This window comes from Delftia sp. S65 (assembly GCF_016516495.1).
GTDB classification, from domain to species: domain Bacteria; phylum Pseudomonadota; class Gammaproteobacteria; order Burkholderiales; family Burkholderiaceae_C; genus Comamonas; species Comamonas acidovorans.
Genome location: NZ_JACVUR010000001.1, coordinates 174136 through 191368, shown reverse-complemented (window position 1 = coordinate 191368; position 17233 = coordinate 174136). Strand labels below are relative to the sequence as shown.

The 17233-nt window shown below is 67.2% G+C and carries 18 protein-coding genes; 9 read left to right on the top strand and 9 right to left on the bottom strand.

Annotated features, from left to right (window positions below; translation table 11 throughout):
* Positions 1-2: 2 nt before the first annotated feature.
* Both kdsA and IAE24_RS00785 read right to left on the bottom strand, forming a co-directional pair.
* Entirely contained in the window at positions 3-860 is an 858-nt protein-coding gene (gene kdsA, locus IAE24_RS00790) for a 3-deoxy-8-phosphooctulonate synthase (RefSeq protein WP_013801105.1), read from the bottom strand.
* Positions 861-901: 41 nt separating this feature from the next.
* A complete protein-coding gene (locus IAE24_RS00785; protein WP_012206904.1) occupies positions 902-2560 on the bottom strand; it encodes a CTP synthase in 1659 nt (552 codons plus the stop codon).
* A 102-nt stretch (positions 2561-2662) separates the two neighbouring features.
* On the opposite strand from IAE24_RS00785, the gene coaBC reads away from it, so the two are divergent.
* From coaBC to IAE24_RS00765, 4 genes are all read left to right on the top strand, one after another.
* Positions 2663-3886 carry a bifunctional phosphopantothenoylcysteine decarboxylase/phosphopantothenate--cysteine ligase CoaBC gene (coaBC, locus tag IAE24_RS00780; protein WP_013801106.1) on the top strand — a complete coding sequence of 408 codons (1224 nt, stop codon included), beginning with the start codon at positions 2663-2665 and terminating at the stop codon, positions 3884-3886.
* Between the two features lie 17 nt (positions 3887-3903).
* Positions 3904-4425 (top strand): hypothetical protein, encoded by a 522-nt coding sequence (locus IAE24_RS00775; RefSeq protein ID WP_017404377.1) that lies wholly within the window; start codon positions 3904-3906, stop codon positions 4423-4425.
* 70 nt (positions 4426-4495) lie between these two features.
* Complete coding sequence (gene dut, locus IAE24_RS00770; protein WP_034396440.1) at positions 4496-4945, top strand: dUTP diphosphatase; 450 nt, start codon at positions 4496-4498, stop codon at positions 4943-4945.
* Between the two features lie 63 nt (positions 4946-5008).
* On the top strand, positions 5009-5833 hold the full coding sequence (locus tag IAE24_RS00765; RefSeq protein WP_199960099.1) for a hypothetical protein: 825 nt from the start codon (positions 5009-5011) through the stop codon (positions 5831-5833).
* A 46-nt stretch (positions 5834-5879) separates the two neighbouring features.
* Here the strand turns inward: IAE24_RS00765 and IAE24_RS00760 are convergent, their stop codons facing one another.
* The 3 genes from IAE24_RS00760 to IAE24_RS00750 are packed head-to-tail and all read right to left on the bottom strand — an operon-like array spanning position 5880 to position 8308.
* The gene (locus tag IAE24_RS00760) at positions 5880-7328 is read right to left on the bottom strand and encodes a sensor histidine kinase (RefSeq protein ID WP_099733035.1); all 1449 of its coding nucleotides are present in this window, start codon (positions 7326-7328) and stop codon (positions 5880-5882) included.
* Complete coding sequence (locus IAE24_RS00755; RefSeq protein ID WP_012206898.1) at positions 7325-7996, bottom strand: response regulator transcription factor; 672 nt, start codon at positions 7994-7996, stop codon at positions 7325-7327. Before IAE24_RS00755 ends, IAE24_RS00760 begins: the two co-directional genes overlap by 4 nt.
* Before the next feature lie 6 nt (positions 7997-8002).
* Positions 8003-8308, bottom strand: a complete 306-nt coding sequence (locus tag IAE24_RS00750) for a PepSY domain-containing protein (protein ID WP_012206897.1) — start codon at positions 8306-8308, stop codon at positions 8003-8005.
* Positions 8309-8564: 256 nt separating this feature from the next.
* Between IAE24_RS00750 and IAE24_RS00745 the strand changes: the two genes are divergently transcribed.
* Positions 8565-8945: a PepSY domain-containing protein gene (locus IAE24_RS00745; protein ID WP_017404382.1), complete on the top strand. Its 381-nt coding sequence runs from the start codon at positions 8565-8567 to the stop codon at positions 8943-8945.
* 145 nt (positions 8946-9090) lie between these two features.
* Positions 9091-9678 (top strand): glycine zipper 2TM domain-containing protein, encoded by a 588-nt coding sequence (locus tag IAE24_RS00740; protein ID WP_192366321.1) that lies wholly within the window; start codon positions 9091-9093, stop codon positions 9676-9678.
* Positions 9679-9745: 67 nt separating this feature from the next.
* Here IAE24_RS00740 and IAE24_RS00735 read toward each other — a convergent pair whose 3' ends face one another.
* Both IAE24_RS00735 and IAE24_RS00730 read right to left on the bottom strand, forming a co-directional pair.
* A complete protein-coding gene (locus tag IAE24_RS00735) occupies positions 9746-10267 on the bottom strand; it encodes an FKBP-type peptidyl-prolyl cis-trans isomerase (protein WP_012206894.1) in 522 nt (173 codons plus the stop codon).
* Between the two features lie 152 nt (positions 10268-10419).
* A complete protein-coding gene (locus IAE24_RS00730) occupies positions 10420-11871 on the bottom strand; it encodes an aldehyde dehydrogenase (protein ID WP_199960098.1) in 1452 nt (483 codons plus the stop codon).
* Between the two features lie 260 nt (positions 11872-12131).
* On the opposite strand from IAE24_RS00730, the gene IAE24_RS00725 reads away from it, so the two are divergent.
* The 3 genes from IAE24_RS00725 to IAE24_RS00715 all read left to right on the top strand — a co-directional run bounded on the left by IAE24_RS00725 (position 12132) and on the right by IAE24_RS00715 (position 14997).
* Positions 12132-13091: a helix-turn-helix domain-containing protein gene (locus IAE24_RS00725; protein WP_013801114.1), complete on the top strand. Its 960-nt coding sequence runs from the start codon at positions 12132-12134 to the stop codon at positions 13089-13091.
* Positions 13092-13194: 103 nt separating this feature from the next.
* Complete coding sequence (locus IAE24_RS00720; RefSeq protein WP_013801115.1) at positions 13195-14325, top strand: cupin domain-containing protein; 1131 nt, start codon at positions 13195-13197, stop codon at positions 14323-14325.
* A 387-nt stretch (positions 14326-14712) separates the two neighbouring features.
* Positions 14713-14997 carry a hypothetical protein gene (locus IAE24_RS00715; protein ID WP_012206890.1) on the top strand — a complete coding sequence of 95 codons (285 nt, stop codon included), beginning with the start codon at positions 14713-14715 and terminating at the stop codon, positions 14995-14997.
* A gap of 183 nt (positions 14998-15180) precedes the next feature.
* Here IAE24_RS00715 and bamC read toward each other — a convergent pair whose 3' ends face one another.
* Both bamC and dapA read right to left on the bottom strand, forming a co-directional pair.
* On the bottom strand, positions 15181-16293 hold the full coding sequence (gene bamC / locus IAE24_RS00710; protein ID WP_013801116.1) for an outer membrane protein assembly factor BamC: 1113 nt from the start codon (positions 16291-16293) through the stop codon (positions 15181-15183).
* Positions 16294-16334: 41 nt separating this feature from the next.
* Positions 16335-17231 (bottom strand): 4-hydroxy-tetrahydrodipicolinate synthase, encoded by an 897-nt coding sequence (gene dapA, locus IAE24_RS00705; RefSeq protein WP_012206888.1) that lies wholly within the window; start codon positions 17229-17231, stop codon positions 16335-16337.
* Between the last annotated feature and the right edge of the window lie 2 nt (positions 17232-17233).

Below are 17233 nucleotides of genomic sequence, written 5' to 3'. Positions count from 1 at the left end.
GGTCAGACTCCAAAGTCGTTTTCGAGGAAGCCGTTCTTCTTGGTCACGTCGTCGAGCGCGACCAGGGTTTCGAGCAGGGCCTTCATGTGCTTGAGCGGCACGGCGTTGGGGCCGTCGCTGAGGGCGCAGGGAGGGTTGGGATGGGTTTCCATGAACAGGCCCGCCACGCCCACCGCCACGGCCGCGCGCGAGAGCACGGGCACCATCTCGCGCATGCCGCCGCTGCTGGTGCCGTTGCCGCCGGGCAGCTGCACGCTGTGCGTGGCGTCGAAGACGACGGGCGCGCCGGTCTCGCGCATGATGGACAGGCTGCGCATGTCCGAGACCAGATTGTTGTAGCCGAAGCTGGCGCCGCGCTCGCAGGCCATGAAGCTGTCCTCGGGCAGGCCGGCTTCCCTTGCAGCCGCACGGGCCTTGTCAATGACATTCTTCATGTCATGCGGGGCCAGGAACTGGCCCTTCTTGATGTTCACCGGCCGGCCCGACTGGGCGACGGCGCGGATGAAGTCGGTCTGGCGGCACAGGAAGGCCGGCGTCTGCAGCACGTCCACGACCTGGGACACGGCCGGGATTTCGGACTCGGTGTGCACGTCGGTCAGGATGGGGACCTGCAGGTCCTTCTTCACCTTGGCCAGGATCTCCAGGCCCTTGTCCATGCCCGGGCCGCGAAAGCTGGCGCCCGAGCTGCGGTTGGCCTTGTCGTAGCTGCTCTTGAAGATGAAGTGGATGCCCAGGGCCGCCGTGATTTCCTTGAGATGCCCCGCCACGTCCATCTGCAGCTGTTCGGACTCGACGACGCAGGGGCCTGCAATGAGAAAGAAGCGCCGGTCGAGGCCGACATCGAAGCCGCAGAGTTTCATGGTGGGGATTCCTTGGGAAATGGTGGGCGGCGTTGCGGGGATCAGGGCTTGCGCGGCGCCTTCTGGCGTTCGATCGCAGCCTTCACGAAGGCATTGAACAGCGGGTGGCCGCTCCACGGCGTGGACTTGAACTCGGGGTGGAACTGCACGCCGATGTACCAGGGGTGAACTTCCTTGGGCAGCTCGACGATCTCGGTCAGCTGCTCGCGCTGCGTCAGCGCCGAGATCACCAGACCTGCTTCGCGCAACTGGTCCAGATACTGGACGTTGGCTTCATAGCGGTGGCGGTGGCGCTCGGTGACCACATCACCGTAGATGCTGTGGGCCAGCGTGCCGGCCTGCACGTCGGAGGACTGCGCGCCCAGGCGCATGGTGCCGCCCAGGTCGGAGTTCTCGTCGCGGGTCTTGACCGTGCCGTCGGCATCCTTCCACTCGGTGATCAGGGCGATCACGGGGTTGGCGGACTTGGGGTCGAACTCGGTGGAATTGGCGCCTTCGAGGCCGGCCACATGGCGGGCGTATTCGATGGTGGCCACCTGCATGCCCAGGCAGATGCCCAGGTAGGGCACCTTGTTCTCGCGGGCGTAGCGGGCCGTGGAGATCTTGCCTTCCACGCCGCGCGAGCCGAAGCCGCCGGGCACGAGGATGGCGTCGTACTGCGAGAGCTTGTCGCGCGCATTGGCGTCGCTGATGGTCTCGGAATCGACGTGGGTGATCTTCACTGCCACATGGCTTTGCATGCCGGCGTGCTTGAGCGCCTCGTTGACGGACTTGTAGGCGTCCGACAGCTCGACGTACTTGCCGACCATGGCGATCTTGACCTCGCCCTGCGGGTGCTCGGTCTCGTGGACCAGGTCGTCCCAGCGCTTGAGGTTGGTGGGCGGCGTGTTCAGGCGCAGCTTGTCGCAGATCAGGCCGTCCAGGCCCTGCTCGTGCAGCATGCGGGGCACCTTGTAGATGGTGTCCACGTCCCACATGGAGATCACGCCCCACTCGGGAACGTTGGTGAACAGCGAGATCTTTTCCTTCTCCTCTTCCGGCACCTGGTGCTGCGCGCGGCACAGCAGGGCGTCGGGCTGGATGCCGATCTCGCGCAGCTTCTGCACGGTGTGCTGCGTGGGCTTGGTCTTGAGCTCGCCGGCCGTGGCGATCCAGGGCAGGTAGGTCAGGTGCACGAAGGCCGTGTTGTTGGGCCCCTGCTTGAGGGCCAGCTGGCGAACGGCTTCGAGGAAGGGCAGGGACTCGATATCGCCCACCGTGCCGCCGACTTCGCAGATGGCCACATCGACTGCGTCAGGCGTGCCCAGGCCGGCGCCGCGCTTGATGTACTCCTGGATTTCGTTGGTCACGTGCGGGATCACCTGCACGGTCTTGCCCAGGTAGTCGCCGCGGCGCTCCTTTTCCAGAACGCTCTGGTAGATGCGGCCGGTGGTGAAGTTGTTGGACTGCTTCATGCGCGTTTCGATGAAACGCTCGTAGTGGCCAAGGTCCAGATCGGTCTCGGCGCCATCATCGGTCACGAACACTTCACCGTGCTGGAAGGGCGACATGGTGCCCGGGTCCACGTTGATGTAGGGATCCAGCTTGATGAGGGTGACTTTGAGGCCGCGCGATTCGAGGATCGCAGCAAGGGAGGCTGAGGCGATTCCCTTGCCCAGGGAAGACACCACACCGCCTGTGACGAAGACAAATTTGGTCATGTCTTTTATTGGTGGTGGTAAAGCAGGATTATAGATGCGCCGCCGAATTCGCCGCGCCGCGCGGGGCTGCTCGGATGCTCCGGCTCTGCTAAATTGCGCGCCATGACTGAAGTGTTCGCAGGTAAACATCTGGTGCTCGGCCTCTCCGGAGGCGTGGCTTGTTACAAATCTGCCCAGCTGGTGCGCCTGCTGGTGCAGGCCGGGGCCACCGTGCAGGTGGTGATGACCGAGGCGGCAGAGCAGTTCATCACGCCGGTGACCATGCAGGCACTGTCGGGCCGTCCGGTCTATGGTTCGCAGTGGGATGCGCGCGAGCCCAACAACATGCCCCACATCAACCTCAGTCGCGAGGCCGATGCCATGCTGATCGCGCCCTGCAGCGCCGACTTCATCGCGCGCCTGGTGCAGGGCCGCTCCGACGAGCTGCTGAGCCTGATGTGCCTGGCGCGCCCCATGGACCGCGTGCCCCTGTTGCTGGCGCCTGCCATGAACCGCGAGATGTGGGCGCACCCGGCCACGCAGCGCAACCTGGCGCAGGTGGCGGCCGACGGTGCGCTGGTGCTGGGCGTGGGAACGGGTGACCAGGCCTGTGGCGAGGTGGGCGACGGCCGCATGCTGGAGCCCGAGGAAATCATGGAGGAGCTGGCTGCCTTCTTCACGCCCAAGCTGCTGCAGGGCCGCCAGGTGCTGGTCACGGCGGGCCCGACCTTCGAGGCCATCGACCCCGTGCGCGGCATCACCAACCATTCCAGCGGAAAAATGGGCTTTGCCATTGCGCGCGCCGCCCGCGAGGCGGGCGCCCAGGTGACCCTGGTGGCCGGGCCCGTGCACCTGCGCACGCCGCGCGGCGTGCAGCGCATCGACGTGCAATCAGCGCAGCAGATGTTTGATGCCGTGCACCAGCAATTGCCGCAAGCCGGGGTGTTCATCGCCACGGCGGCCGTGGCCGACTGGCGCCCGGCCACGGCGTCAGACCAGAAGATCAAGAAGGACGGCTCGGGCCAGACGCCCACGCTGACCTTCGTCGAGAACCCCGACATCCTGGCGGCCGCCGCGCAGTCCGAGCCTGCGCGCAGCGGGCGGCTTTATTGCGTGGGCTTCGCCGCCGAAAGCCATGACCTGCTGCAGCACGCCAGCGCCAAGCGCCTGCGCAAGCAGGTGCCGCTGCTGGTGGGCAATATCGGTCCCGCCACCTTTGGGCGGGATGACAATGCCCTGCTGCTGATCGACGAGGCTGGCACCATGGAGCTGCCGCACGCCTCCAAGTCCCTGCTGGCGCGCCAACTGGTGGCCGAGATCGCCCGGCGCCTGCCGCCCGTCCGTTGACACCACCGAAGGCCCGCATGTCACAGAACACCTACGAAGGCCCCCGCCACGGCGACTATGTGCGCTATGTGGATGAGCTGCTGCGCGCCAGCCCCCTGTACCGCTCGGCGGCCCACGGCTGGATGGCGCAGGGACGCAGCGATTTCACCGATGCCGTGGCCACGCCGGGCGCGCAGTCCCAGTCCGTGGTCGAGCGCGTGCGCGAGCAGGTGCAGGCTGCGGCCGAGAAGGCGCGCATCGCCGCGCAGCAGGCTTCGGTGCCTGCCTTGCCGGGACGCCAGCCGTCTGCAGGCGACAGGAATGGTGGCAGGGCCGATCGCGGCCGGCAGGCGGCGCGGGCACAGCAAGCCCAGGCGTCCTCCGCCGCCAAGGCCGTCAAGAAGACGGTCTTCAAGATAGGTCCGGGCCAGTTGCTGGGTATCGTGATCGGCCTGATCCTGGCCGTGGTGATTCCGGGCATCGGCCCCTTCATCCTGCTGCTCACCATCATCAATGCCATCGTCAAAGGCTTTCGCAGCGGGCTCAAGTCGTCCGGGTGACGGCGCGGGGCACAATGCGCGCTTTGCTTTTCAAGAGAGCCTGCCGTGAGGCGCTCCCCAGATTGTTTCCATGAACGTTGATATCAAGATCCTTGACGCGCGCCTGCGCGAGAACATGCCCGCCTACGCCACGCCGGGAAGCGCGGGGCTGGATCTGCGCGCCTGCATCGATGCGCCGCTGACGCTGGAGCCCGGCCAATGGCAACTGGTGCCCACGGGCATGGCCATGTACCTCAAGGACCCCGGCTACGCGGCCATGATCCTGCCGCGCTCGGGCATGGGCCACAAGCACGGCATCGTGCTGGGCAACCTGGTCGGCCTGATCGACAGCGACTACCAGGGCCAGCTCATGGTCAGCGCCTGGAACCGCTCGACCACGGCCTTCACGCTGCAGCCCATGGACCGCCTGGCCCAGCTGATCATCGTGCCCGTGGTGCAGCCCAGCTTCAATGTGGTCGAGGAGTTCGAGTCGGCTTCCGAGCGCGGCGCGGGCGGCTACGGCTCTACAGGCAAGCAATAAGGCGCTCAGCCAGAAAACGCCCGCAGCCGCGCTGCCCGGGCATCGCTCCAGGGAGGAATCCGCATGGCCAGGCCATCCCGGCGCACGCGCCACCGCCCATCCGCGTCATGGACGCGCGTGATGCTGACGCAGGAAGACCGCATGCGCCGCCGCCTGCAGCAGCGCCACTGGCTGCGGCTGCATGCGGCACTGACGGGCGGGTTGAGCCTGGCCGGCATGTCGCTGTTGAGCCTGGGCCTGCTGCACGCGGGCATGCACAGCATGGCGCTGCGCTATGGCGTGGCCCTGGCCTGCGGCTATCTGCTGTACCTGCTGCTGCTGCGCCTGTGGGCCGAATGCATGCTGCGCCGCGACTGGGAGGTGTCCGATGTTCCCGATGTGACGCCCGGCGGCAGCGGTTCTTCACCGGCCCGCACGCCGGAGGCTGGCGGATTCGACAGCGGGCAGGGCGGTTCGTATGGCGGCGGTGGCTCCAGCGGCAGCTGGGATGACGGCGGCGCCATGTCCGAGGCCGCTTCCTCGGCCTCGCAAGGCTTTGATCTGCCGGGCATCGATGGGCTGGACGAAGGCGCCGTCGTCCTGGTCCCCGTGCTGCTGGTGTTTGCGGCGCTGCTGGTCGCGGTCACGGGGGCAGGGTCGCTGCTGTGGCTGGTCTTTGGGGCCGACCTGTTCCTGGCCGTGGCGGTGGAGGTGGCCTTTGCGCTGCTGATGGCGCGCACGCTCTATGTGGTGGAGCGCGAGGGCTGGCTGCTGGCCGCGCTGCGCCTGAGCTGGAAGCCGGTGCTGGGCGCACTGGTGGCCGCCGTGGCGCTTGGCGCGCTGGCCGACTGGCTGTTTCCCCAGGCAGACACCCTGGTGCAGGTGCTGCGTGCGCTGAGAGGACACTGAAAGCACCCTGAGAGGGCACTGAGCCGCCGCTGCGCGGCTCCGGCCGTCACGCCTGTCTTTTTGCCCCCGGCAGGCGCAGCTGCATGCGCAGGCCGCCCAGCGGCGAGCGGCTGGCCGCGATGCTGCCGCCATAGGTCTGCACCAGGTCACGCACGATATCCAGGCCCAGGCCTGCGCCGGGCCTGCGTTCGTCCAGGCGCTCGCCGCGCTCGAAGATGCGGCCAAGGTCGGCGTCTTCGATGCCGGGGCCGTCATCGTCCACTGTCAGCAGCAAGGGGCCGCCGGCCTGATCGTGCTCCAGGCCCTGGACTTCCAGGCTCACGGCCTGGGCCGCCCATTTGCCGGCGTTGTCCAGCAGGTTGCCCAGGATTTCCATCAGGTCCTGGCCATCGCCCAGAAAGTCCCAAGGCTGCGCATCGCCCTTCAGCGCGAAGCGGATGCCGCGGCCGGCGTGCAGCCGCTCCATGGTGCGCACCAGCGAGGCCAGCGGCGGCTCCAGCGGCGTGCGCAGGCCTGTGGCCTGGCGGGCCGCAGCGCGGGCGCGTGCCAGATGGTGGTCCACCTGGCGGCTGGCGCTGGCGACCTGCTCGCGGACCAGTTCGGCCAGCGCACCGCCTTCCTGCGCGGCGGCATTGCCGAGGATGGACAGCGGCGTGTTCACCGCATGGGCCAGGTTGCCGGCCTGCGTGCGCGCGCGCTGCACCATGTCGGCGTTCACATCCAGCACATGGTTGAATTCCTGCACCAGGGGGCGCAGTTCCTGCGGAAACCGGCCTTCGAGGCGCGGCGTTGCCCCCTTGCGCACGTCGGACAGGCCCTTGCGCAGCAGCTGCAGCGGCCGCAGCGCCAGGCGCAGCTGCAGCACCACGGCCAGCACCAGCCCGGCCGCCAGCGTGCCCAGTGCGGCGATCAGCATGGTGGTGAAGCGCTGCATGGGTTCGGCCAGCAGGGCGCTGTCGGCCGCAACGATCAGGCGCAGCGGCGGCGCGTCGGCTTCGGGCAATTGCAGGGGGCGTGCCACGGCCACGAGCTGGTGGCCCTGGCCATCGGGCAGCATGCCGGTGTTCAGCGCCGTGTCCTCGTGGTGCTCATCCGGGCGGCCGGCATCGGCACGGAACTGGTGCCAGTCCAGCGTCTGGTCCCACAGCGAACGAGAGCGCAGCAAGCCGGCCTTCTCGGGTGGACCCGCGCCATCGCTCACCTGGTCGATCTGCCAGTACAGGCCTGACAGCGGCTGCGCCAGGCGCGGATCGCCCACGGCCAGTCCGACTTCGATGCGCCCGCCGGGCAGGCTGTTGACGGCTGCGCTGAGCTGGTCGAGCTGCAGCACCAGCTGCGCCTGCAACTGCTGCGCGATGTGGTCGCGGAACAGGCCGCGCAGCCCCCAGCCGGCCAGCAGCACGGCCGCCAGCACCCAGGCCAATGTGCCGGCCAGCAGGCGCAGGCGCAGCGAATCGCCAAGCCGGGATACCTGTCTTTCCTGTGGCGCGTTCATGCAGCGGGCGCGCCTTCCACCAGCCGGTAGCCCAGGCCGCGCACGGTCTCTATGCTGCCGGCCGGCAGCTTCTTGCGCAGGCGGCCGACGAAGACCTCGATGGTGTTGGAGTCGCGGTCGCTGTCCTGCGGGTAGATGTGTTCTGACAGTTCGGTGCGCGATATCACCTGCCCCACGCGCTGCATCAGCAGGGCCAGCACCTTGAATTCATGGCTGGTCAGCGTGAGCGGCTGGCCGGCGACGCTCACGCGGGCATGGCGCGAGTCCAGCACGATGGGGCCGCATTGCCACTGGGCGCTGGCGTGCGGGCTGAGCCGGCGCAGCAGGGCGCGCAGGCGGGCCATCAGCTCTTCCATGTGGAAGGGCTTGGCCAGATAGTCGTCGGCGCCGGCATCCATGCCGGCCACCTTCTCATGCCAGGCGCCGCGCGCCGTGAGGATCATCACGGGCATGACCCGGCCCTGCGCACGCCAGGCGCGCAGCACGGTGAGCCCGTCGCGCACGGGCAGGCCCAGGTCCAGCACGGCGGCGTCGAATTCCTCGACCTCGCCCAGGTACTGGGCCGTTGCGCCGTCCGCGGCCGTCTCCACCGTATGGCCTGCCTGCTGCAAGGCCTGTACCAGTTGCCCGCAGAGCGTGGGCTCGTCTTCCACCACGAGGATTCGCATCTGCGTCTAGTCCTTGCGCTTGAAACTCAGCACCTTGCCATCGCGTGCATCGATCTTGAGCTTGGCTACGCGGCCGCCCGATTGCAGCAGCCGGATCTCGTAGATGAAGCGGCCGTCGTCATGCTCGAACTCGACCTTGATGACCTGGCCCTGGTAGTCGCGCTCGACCTGATCGAGCACGGTGCGCAGCGGCAGCACGCGGCCTTGCTGCAGGGCCTGGCGAGCGAGTTCATGGTCGCTGTCGCCGGCGTCCGAGGGCGTGGTCCAGGAGGCCAGGGCCGCCGCCATCAGCAGCAGTGCGGCCAGCAGCATCCAGGACCTGCGAGGAATGGAGAAGGATGGAGTGGGCATGGAAAACTTTATAGCCCAGCGTGGATGAACCTCGGATGAACGGCTGCTTCAGCTTGCGTTCATGGCCTGCATCGAACAATGGCTGCACGCCGTCGCAATTCAACGGAAACGAAGGCGCAGCAGCCGGCAGATGCGGCCTTTTCAGATGCATCGCCAGCCCAATCGCCGACCCAATCGCCGGCCCAGTCGCCGACCTTCACATGCCAAGGAGAACCTCATGCCTTCCATCCGACAACTGATTTCCCGCGCTGCACGCCATGGCCTGACGGGCCTGGGCATTGTTCTGATCGCCACTGCCGGGCTGGTCGCCCAGGTGCAGGCCCAGGCAGCCGCCACGGGCGGGCCATCCGTGACCGTACAGGCCGGCGAGGCCGTGGCCACCACGGTGGCCTCCGTGCGCGGCGCCTTCCAGGGGCCGGGCCTGAGCATCCGCGAAGTCTTCGAGCGCATGGAAGTCCTGGGCTACCGCGACCTGCGTGAGATCGAGTGGGAGGACGGCCTCTACCAGGTCAAGGGCCAGACCGGCGATGGCCGCCCTGTGAAGCTCTACGTCGATGGCAACAACGGCAACGTGCTCAGCATCCGCGCACGCAATTGAGGCCTGGCGGGCAGGCTGATTTTTGTCAGCAAGTGTTCTGTCCGGTCGGCAGGCATGCGGCCTGGGACGTTGAAGCGGTATGCAGCCGCCGGCCGGGCCGGTGGCTGCCCTTGATCGATCCACGGACAGTACACAGGAGATTCTCATGCCTTCCATTCATCGCTTGAGCGCCTTGGGCGCCGGCTGCATTGCCGCGCTGCTGCTCAGCGCCTGCGCGGGCTACCCCCAGCAGGGCGGATACCCGGGTGGCGGCTACCCTGCCGGTGGCTATCCGGCTGGCGGCTATCCAGCCGGAGGCTATCCGACCAGCGGCTACCCCAGCGGTGGCTATCCCAACGGCGGCCAGCCCGGCACGGCCTACCCGGGCGGCGGTGGCTATGTGCAGCAGGGGCGCGTGACCAATGTGCAACTGGTGCAGATCCAGCAGCCCAGCGGCATTGGCGGCTCGGGCATAGGCGCCGGGGCCGTGGTGGGCGGCGTGGTCGGCGGGGTGCTGGGCCGCCAGGTGGGCAAGGGCAGTGGGCGCGACATCGCCACCATTGCGGGCGTGGTGGGCGGTGCCATGGCGGGCAATGCCATCGAGAAGAACACCGGCCCTGGCGACCTGCGCGATGTCTACCGCGTCACCGTGCAGTTGAACGACGGCAGCACGCGCGTGTTCGACTACCAGAACAATCCGCAGCTGCGCATAGGCGAGAGCGTGCGCGTGGACAACAACCAGCTGATTCGCTGAGTACCAGGCTCGCTCCATGCAAAAGGGCTCCCCGCAGGGAGCCCTTTGCCATTTCAGCGCGGCAATTTCAGTGCAGCGTGTCGTTGCCCGGCGCCATGGGCTGGATGCGGAAGAAGCCGGTACCGGCCGAGCCGCGGCCGATTTCTTCCTCGGTGGCTTCGCGCACGCCTTCGACCTTCAGGTGCAGGCGCAGCGCAATGCCGGCCAGCGGGTGGTTGCCGTCCAGCACCACGTGCTCTGGATAGATTTCCGTGACGGTGTAGAGCAGATCGGGCTGCACGGCGCTGCAGCCCTTGGGCAGAGCGCTGGCCTCGAAGCTCATGCCTTCTTCCAGCTCGGCCGGGAACAGGGCGCGCGGCTCCAGGAAGATCAGGCTTTCGTTGTAGTCGCCAAAGGCTTCCTCGGGCTCCAGGTGCAGGTCCAGGGTCTTGCCCTGGCCGTGGCCCTGCAGGGCTTCCTCGATGCGCTTGAGCAGATCGTCGCCGCCGACCAGGAACTCCACGGGCTCATCGAGCACGTCCAGTTCCTCGCCCAGGGTGTCCTTGAGGGTCCAGGTCAGAGCGACCACGCATTGTTCTGTGATTTCCATGGTGTGCAGCTTGTGCGGCCCATGCCGCGGTGGGGAAAAAGAAAGACCGCCGCGCGCGCCCGTGTTTGACGAAGGCGTGCCGGCGGCCGCGTTGGCGCGATTTTCCCACGGCTGCCCGGCTGCTGCGCAGGCCGGGCGGCGAGTCCTGCCGATCAGAACGGATAGTGGCGGGGGGTGGTCTGCATGGTGATCCAGCGAGTCTCGGTGAAGGCATCGATGCCTGCCTGGCCGCCGAAGTGGCCGTAGCCCGAGTTTTTCACGCCGCCAAAGGGCATCTGTGCCTCGTCATGCACGGTGGGGCCGTTGATGTGGCAGATGCCGGCCTCGATGCGGGCGGCCACGCGCCAGCCGCGTGCGGTGTCGCGGGTGTAGACGGACGAGGACAGGCCGAATTCGTTGTCATTGGCCATGGCGATGGCCTGCTCCTCTCCGCGCACGCGCACGATGGCCTTGACGGGGGCGAAGGTTTCCTCGCGGAAGATGTCCATCTCGGGCGTGACGCCGTCGATCAGCGTGGCCGCCATCAGGGTGTTGGTGGCCTTGCCGCCGCACAGCAGTTTTGCGCCCTTGGCCAGCGCGTCGTCGATCAGGCGGTTGGCGCGCTCCACGGTGGCCATGTCCACCACCGAGCCCAGCACCACGGGGCCCTTGCGCGGATCGCCCAGCGGCAGCGAGGTGGCGCGGGCCACCAGCTTGTCCAGGAAATCGCCGGCCACGGACTCGTCCACGATGATGCGTTCGGTGGACATGCAGATCTGGCCCGAGTTGGCGAAGGCACCGAAGGTGCAGCCGGCCACGGCGGCGTCGATGTCGGCATCGTCCAGTACCACGAAGGGCGCCTTGCCGCCCAGCTCCAGGATGGCGGGCTTGAGGTACTTGGCGCAGGTCTGGCCGAGGATGCGGCCCACGCGCGTGGAGCCGGTGAAGTTCACGCGGCGCACGGCCGGGTGGGCCACCATGGCTTCGACCACGGCACCCGCATCTTCGGGCGCATTGGTCACGAAGTTGACCACGCCGGGCGGCAGGCCGCCCTCCTGCAGGGCCTCGATGATCAGGCCGTGCGTGGCGGGGCACAGCTCCGAGCCCTTGAGCACCACCGTATTGCCGCAGGCCAGCGGCGTGGCAATGGCGCGCACGGCCAGGATGACGGGCGCATTCCAGGGCGCAATGCCCAGCACCACGCCAGCGGGCTGGCGCACGGCCATGGCCAGGCTGCCGGGCACGTCAGAGGGAATGATCTGGCCGTTGATCTGGGTGGTCAGCGATGCGGCCTCCAGGAACATGTTGGCGGCCAGGTGCACGTTGAAGCCGGCCCAGATGCCCGAGGCGCCCGTCTCGGCGGCCATGGCGGCGGCAAACGCCTCGGTCTTGGCCTCCAGCGCCTGCGATGCCTTCATCAGCATCTGGCGGCGTTCGGTCGGGCCCAGTGCGGCCCAGGCGGGGAAGGCCTTTTGCGCGGCCTCGACGGCGCGCACGGCATCTTCGGGGGTGGCGGCCGGGGCGCGCGTTGCCACCGATCCGTCCAGCGGATTGCGGCGCTCGAAGGTGGCGCCATTGCCGGCCTGTGCGGCCTGGCCTGCGATAAGCATGGTTTGTTCGATCATGACTGTCTCCTTGGTATGCGGTTGTGGCCTGGGCGTTGGCGCTGCCGGGCGTGCCCGTCATCGTAGAAGCAGGCGATGGCACAGGCAGCCCGCTGCGCGCACAAAGCGCATGACGGATCGTGCACAGGCTCCGGGGTTTACCCTTGTCCTGGCTGTCCGCGGGGAAAGCCATGGGGCGCGATGGGCCTGCACTTTCCCATAATCACGTCCATGGCCGCACACAGATCCTTCACCCGTGCGGCGAGCAGGAGAGACCGCACATGACCGATGCCATGGTGTTGAGCACCGACGGACTGCCGCCCGGCGAGACGGCGTCGGCCTGGCACGCCTGGATGTCGCGCCTGTTTGCGGGCCTGGATACCGATGTCTATGGCGATCGCCTGTTCGAAGGCCATGTGCGCGTGGCCAATGCCGGCGATGTGGTGCTGACCCGTCTGGAGGCGGGCCGCCACCGCGTCATGCGCAGCATGCAGGGCCTGCGCGCCCATGAGTCCCCCTATCTGAAGATCGTCGCGCCCTGGGAGGGCGTGGCCAGCGTGCGCCAGCACAACCGCGAGGCCAGCGTGCGCAAGGGCAGCTGGGTAATCTATGACACGGCGCAGGAGTACGAGGTCACCAACCCCGAATGGTCCGAACACCTCATCGTGATGCTGCCGCGCCAGGCCATCGTGGAACGGGGCATCCGGCTGGAAGGGCTGATGGGGCGCAACGTGGGCGGCAGCTCGGGCATTGCCCGCATCGCGCTGGAAACCATGCGCAGCACCTACCAGGAGCTGCCCGGCATGGCGCCGCATCTGGCGCGCCGCGCGGGCGAGCTGCTGGTGGACATGGTCCATCTGTCGCTGCAGGAACTGGCCGGGCAGGGCACGGCAGGCACGCAGCAACTGGCGCTGCAGGACCGCATCCGCGCCCATGTGGCGGCCCATCTGCGCGACCCGGGCCTGTCGGTGGAGTCCGTGGCCGCCGCGCTCAACTGCAGCAAGCGCCATCTGCACAACGCCTTCGCGGACAGCCAGACCAGCCTGGGCGCCTTCATACAGCACAGCCGCCTGGAGCTGTGCATGCGCGAGCTGCTGCAGCCCGCCCAGGCGCAGCGCACCATCACCGAGGTCGCCATGGATTGCGGCTTTGGCAGCACCGCGCATTTCAGCCGCGCTTTCAAGATCTATACGGGTCTGTCGCCCTCGGATTTCAGGGCCATGCGCAAGCCGGCCGGCTGACTGCCACGAAGCCATTGCGGGGCAGCTTGCGCTGGCGCCAGGACAGGGCAATGCCCGCATAGGACAATGCCGCCCTGTCTCTTCGCTCACTTCGGACCATTTCATGGACACCAACACACCGCTTGCCCTGCTGGGCGGGCTTACCGCTTCCCAATTCATGCGCCGCCACTGGCACAAGAAGCCCTTGCTGGTGCGCCAGGCAATCCCGGGCTTCAAGCCCCTGATTCCCCGCGCCAGGCTGCTGGCCATGGCAGGTGAGGACGGTGTGGAGTCGCGCCTGATCCAGCAGCAGGACGGTGGCCACTGGAAGCTCAGCCACGGCCCGCTGTCGCGCCGCAGCCTGCCCTCGCTGCAAAAGCCCGGATGGACCGTGCTCGTGCAGGGCGTGGACCTGCACGACGACGGCGTGCACCAGCTGATGCAGCAGTTCCGCTTCGTGCCCGAGGCGCGGCTGGACGATCTGATGATCAGCTTTGCCACCGACCAGGGCGGCGTCGGCCCGCATTTCGACAGCTACGACGTCTTCCTGCTGCAGGCGCATGGCCGTCGGCGCTGGCGCATCGGCCGCCAGAAGGACCTGTCGCTGCAGCCCGATGTGCCGCTGAAGGTGCTCTCGAATTTCGAGCCCGAGGAGGAGTTCGTGCTCGAGCCCGGCGACATGCTCTACCTGCCGCCCAAGTGGGCCCATGACGGCATCGCCGAGGGCGAATGCATGACCTACTCCATCGGCTTTCGCTCGCCCGCGCGCGACGAACTGGCCCGCGAGCTGCTGCTGCGCATGTCCGACGAGCCCGATGAGCCCGAAGCGCCCATGGTCTACCGCGACCCCGACCAGCCCGCCGTCGAGGCCCCGGGCGAGATTCCGTCGAGCCTGCACGACTTCGCGCGCAAGGCGCTGGAGCGCGCGCTGGCCGAGCCGCTGGCGCTGGAGCGCGCGCTGGGCGAGTACATGACCGAGCCCAAGGCCAATGTCTGGTTCGAGCATGGCGAGGAACACGGCATGTTCGAGAGCGTGGTCCTCGACCGCCGCACGCGCATGATGTATGACGCAAAACACATCTTCATCAACGGCGAAAGCTATCTGGCCGGTGGCCGCGATGCCACCCTGATGCGCAAGCTGGCCGATACGCGCGCCCTGTCCCGCGCCGATCTTGCCAAGGCCAGCGATGACGCGCTGGAGCTGCTGTCCTCCTGGTTTGACGCCGGCTGGGTGCGAGGCGGGCCGCTGTCCTGAACCGGGTAGACGCTGTGACGCAGTCATGCTAAGTTCGGGCATTCACCGTTGACAGCGTTCTGCTGATTCAAGGCGGACTCCGATAGATTTGTAAAGAATTGTCTTGGGTTCGTCAGTAAATTGACAGCAACCTGGTTTTGTTACACAGTGGACGCCAAGGCAGCTTCTTGCTGCCCCATTCGGACTTGGCAAGAGGATTTGTGCGGAATTGTTCAGAGGTTGTCAGTTTCAGTCAGCCTCGAAAAAATCTCCCTATAATTCGCTCCAAGTCGAATGAATGTGTTTGACGTGGCCTGGCCGCCGCGTACCGGTTGCCCGCATCCGGTGGCGCAAGTGGCGGGGCCCCTCCTGTGTACTGTCTTCTTACCTACTCTCTAGGAAACTGTGATGAAGAACTCTCTGATCCTGGCTACCGTGATCGCTGCTGCAGCTCTGGCCGCTTGCGGCAAGAAGGAAGAGGCTCCGGCCCCCGCTCCCGCACCCGCCGTTGAAGCTCCCGCACCGGCAGCTCCCGCTCCCGCAGAAGCTCCTGCTGCTCCCGCCGCCGACGCAGCCGCTCCCGCAGCGCCTGCCGCCGACGCTGCAGCACCTGCTCCCGCTGCTGACGCTGCCGCTGCAGACGCCGCCAAGGCTGCTGCCGACGCTGCCGCCAAGGAAGCCACCAAGCAGTAATTCGGCCCTCGCCGATGGCAGAGGTTTCGGCCTCTGCCGCGAAAGAACCGCATTCTTCGGGCTGCGGTTTTTTTTCGTCTTCGCTTTGCTTTGGTCCAGTAAAAAAGCCACCGGCAAATGACTGCGCGGTGGCTGCAAGCCAAGGGCGGACGCTGCCGCCCCAAGGCCCGAAAAGAGGCTTGCTTACTTCATGTCGTCGGTGATGACGCGCACGATGCGCTGGGCGTTGGCCGATGTCTCGGGCTGGCCCTGGGTGTTGAGCACGGTGACGGTGGACTTGTCGCCTTCGCTGCGCACCTGGATCTGGTACTTGACCGGCGCGGCCGCATCGGGCGAGCGGCTGAACAGCTTGCCGAAGAAGCCCTTGGGCTCGACCTTGGCGTCAGGCGCGACATAGCGCACGAAGTAGATGCCGCGGCTGCGGTCACGGTCCTCCACGGTGAAGCCCGTGCGGTCCAGGGCCACGCCGACACGGCGCCATGCGCGGTCAAAGCCTTCGTCGATCTGCAGCACAGGCTGTCCGTTGGCGGATTCCATGCGCACGCTGCCGGTGGCGGCTGCCGTGGTGGTGTTGGCCTTGGCCACGGCATCGGCCTGCTCCTGGCTTACGCCGAGCTTGACCATCAGGCGGCGCAGGAATTCGGTTTCCAGTTCCGGATCGGAGGGGCGCGGCTGCCAGATGGTCTGGTCCTTCTGGGCGCTGGTGTAGACCTCCTGCATGCCGCGGTGCGTGATGTAGACCTCGGTGGAGCCGTCGGCCGAGCGCTCCAGGCGTGTGCGGAAGCGGTCGCGCTCGCTGGTGGAGTACAGGCCGTCGAAGACCTTGCCCAGCGTCTTGCGGATCACGTCCTGCGGGATCTTGGCGCGGTTCTCGGCCCAGTCGGTCTCGATGATGCCCAGCTGGCGGTCTTCGGTGGTGAAGATGAAGCCGTTTTCCAGCCAGAAGTCACGCACGGGCTCCCACAGCTGGTCGGCCGGGCGCTTGATCACCAGCCAGCGCTGCTCGCCGTTGCGCTCGATGCGCACATCGCCCATTGCAACGGTGGCCGTGCGGCCTTCGCTGGGCTTTTGCGCCTTGGAGTTGGCTTCCATGGCTGCGGCGGAGACCACGCCGCCGGGCACGGCATAGCGCGAATCCGTGGACAGCTGGGTCAGATCCGGGGGAACTTCCAGGGTGGGCGCCTGCTGCTTGCCGGCGCTCTTGTAGTCGATCTTGCTCTCTTGGAACGTGGTCGTGCAGGCTGTCAGGCCGATGGCCAGGCTCAGCAGGCTCAGACGTGCAATGGGCTGTTTCACGCGAATATCCTTGGTGCGTTCGGTCGGTGGGGCGGGGCGCCTCACAGCAGGCCAGCGGAGCCCAGGGCGGCTTCCACGGTGGCTTCCAGGTTCTTGCTCAGAGGTGTCATCGGCAGGCGCATGGCCGGGCCGCACAGGCCCAGGCGCGCTGCGGCCCACTTGACGGGAATGGGGTTGGCCTCGACGAAGAGGTTCTTGTGCACGGGCATCAGGCGCAGCTGGATGTCCATGGCGGTGCGCACATCACCGGCCAGGGCCGCCTTGCACAGATCGCTCATCAGGCGTGGCGCCACGTTGGCCGTGACGCTGATGTTGCCATGGCCGCCGCACAGCATCAGGGCCACAGCGGTCGGGTCATCGCCGGAGTACACGCCGAAGTCCTTGGGCACTTCGCGGATCAGCCATTGGGCGCGCTCGATGTTGCCCGTGGCTTCCTTGATGCCGATGATGGCGGGGATCTGCGCCAGGCGCAGCACGGTGTCGTGCTGCATGTCGGCCACGGAGCGGCCGGGCACGTTGTAGAGCACCACCGGCAGGTCGCCCACCGCTTCGGCAATCGCCTTGAAGTGCTGGTACTGGCCTTCCTGCGTGGGCTTGTTGTAGTAGGGCACGACCTGCAGCTGGCTGTCGGCGCCGACCTTCTTGGCGTAGCGGGCCAGCTCGATGGCTTCGTGCGTGCTGTTGGCGCCGCAGCCGGCCATCACGGGCACGCGGCCTGCGGCCTGCTCGACGGACACGCGGATGATTTCGCAGTGCTCCTCCACGTTGACGGTGGGGGATTCACCTGTCGTTCCCACCACGCCGATGCAGTCCGTGCCTTCGGCCACATGCCAATCGATGAGTTTTCGCAGCGCCGGGTAGTCAACACTACCGTCCTCGTGCATGGGCGTGATGAGGGCAACGATGCTGCCAGTGAGAGCGACGGAGGAGGATGTCATGT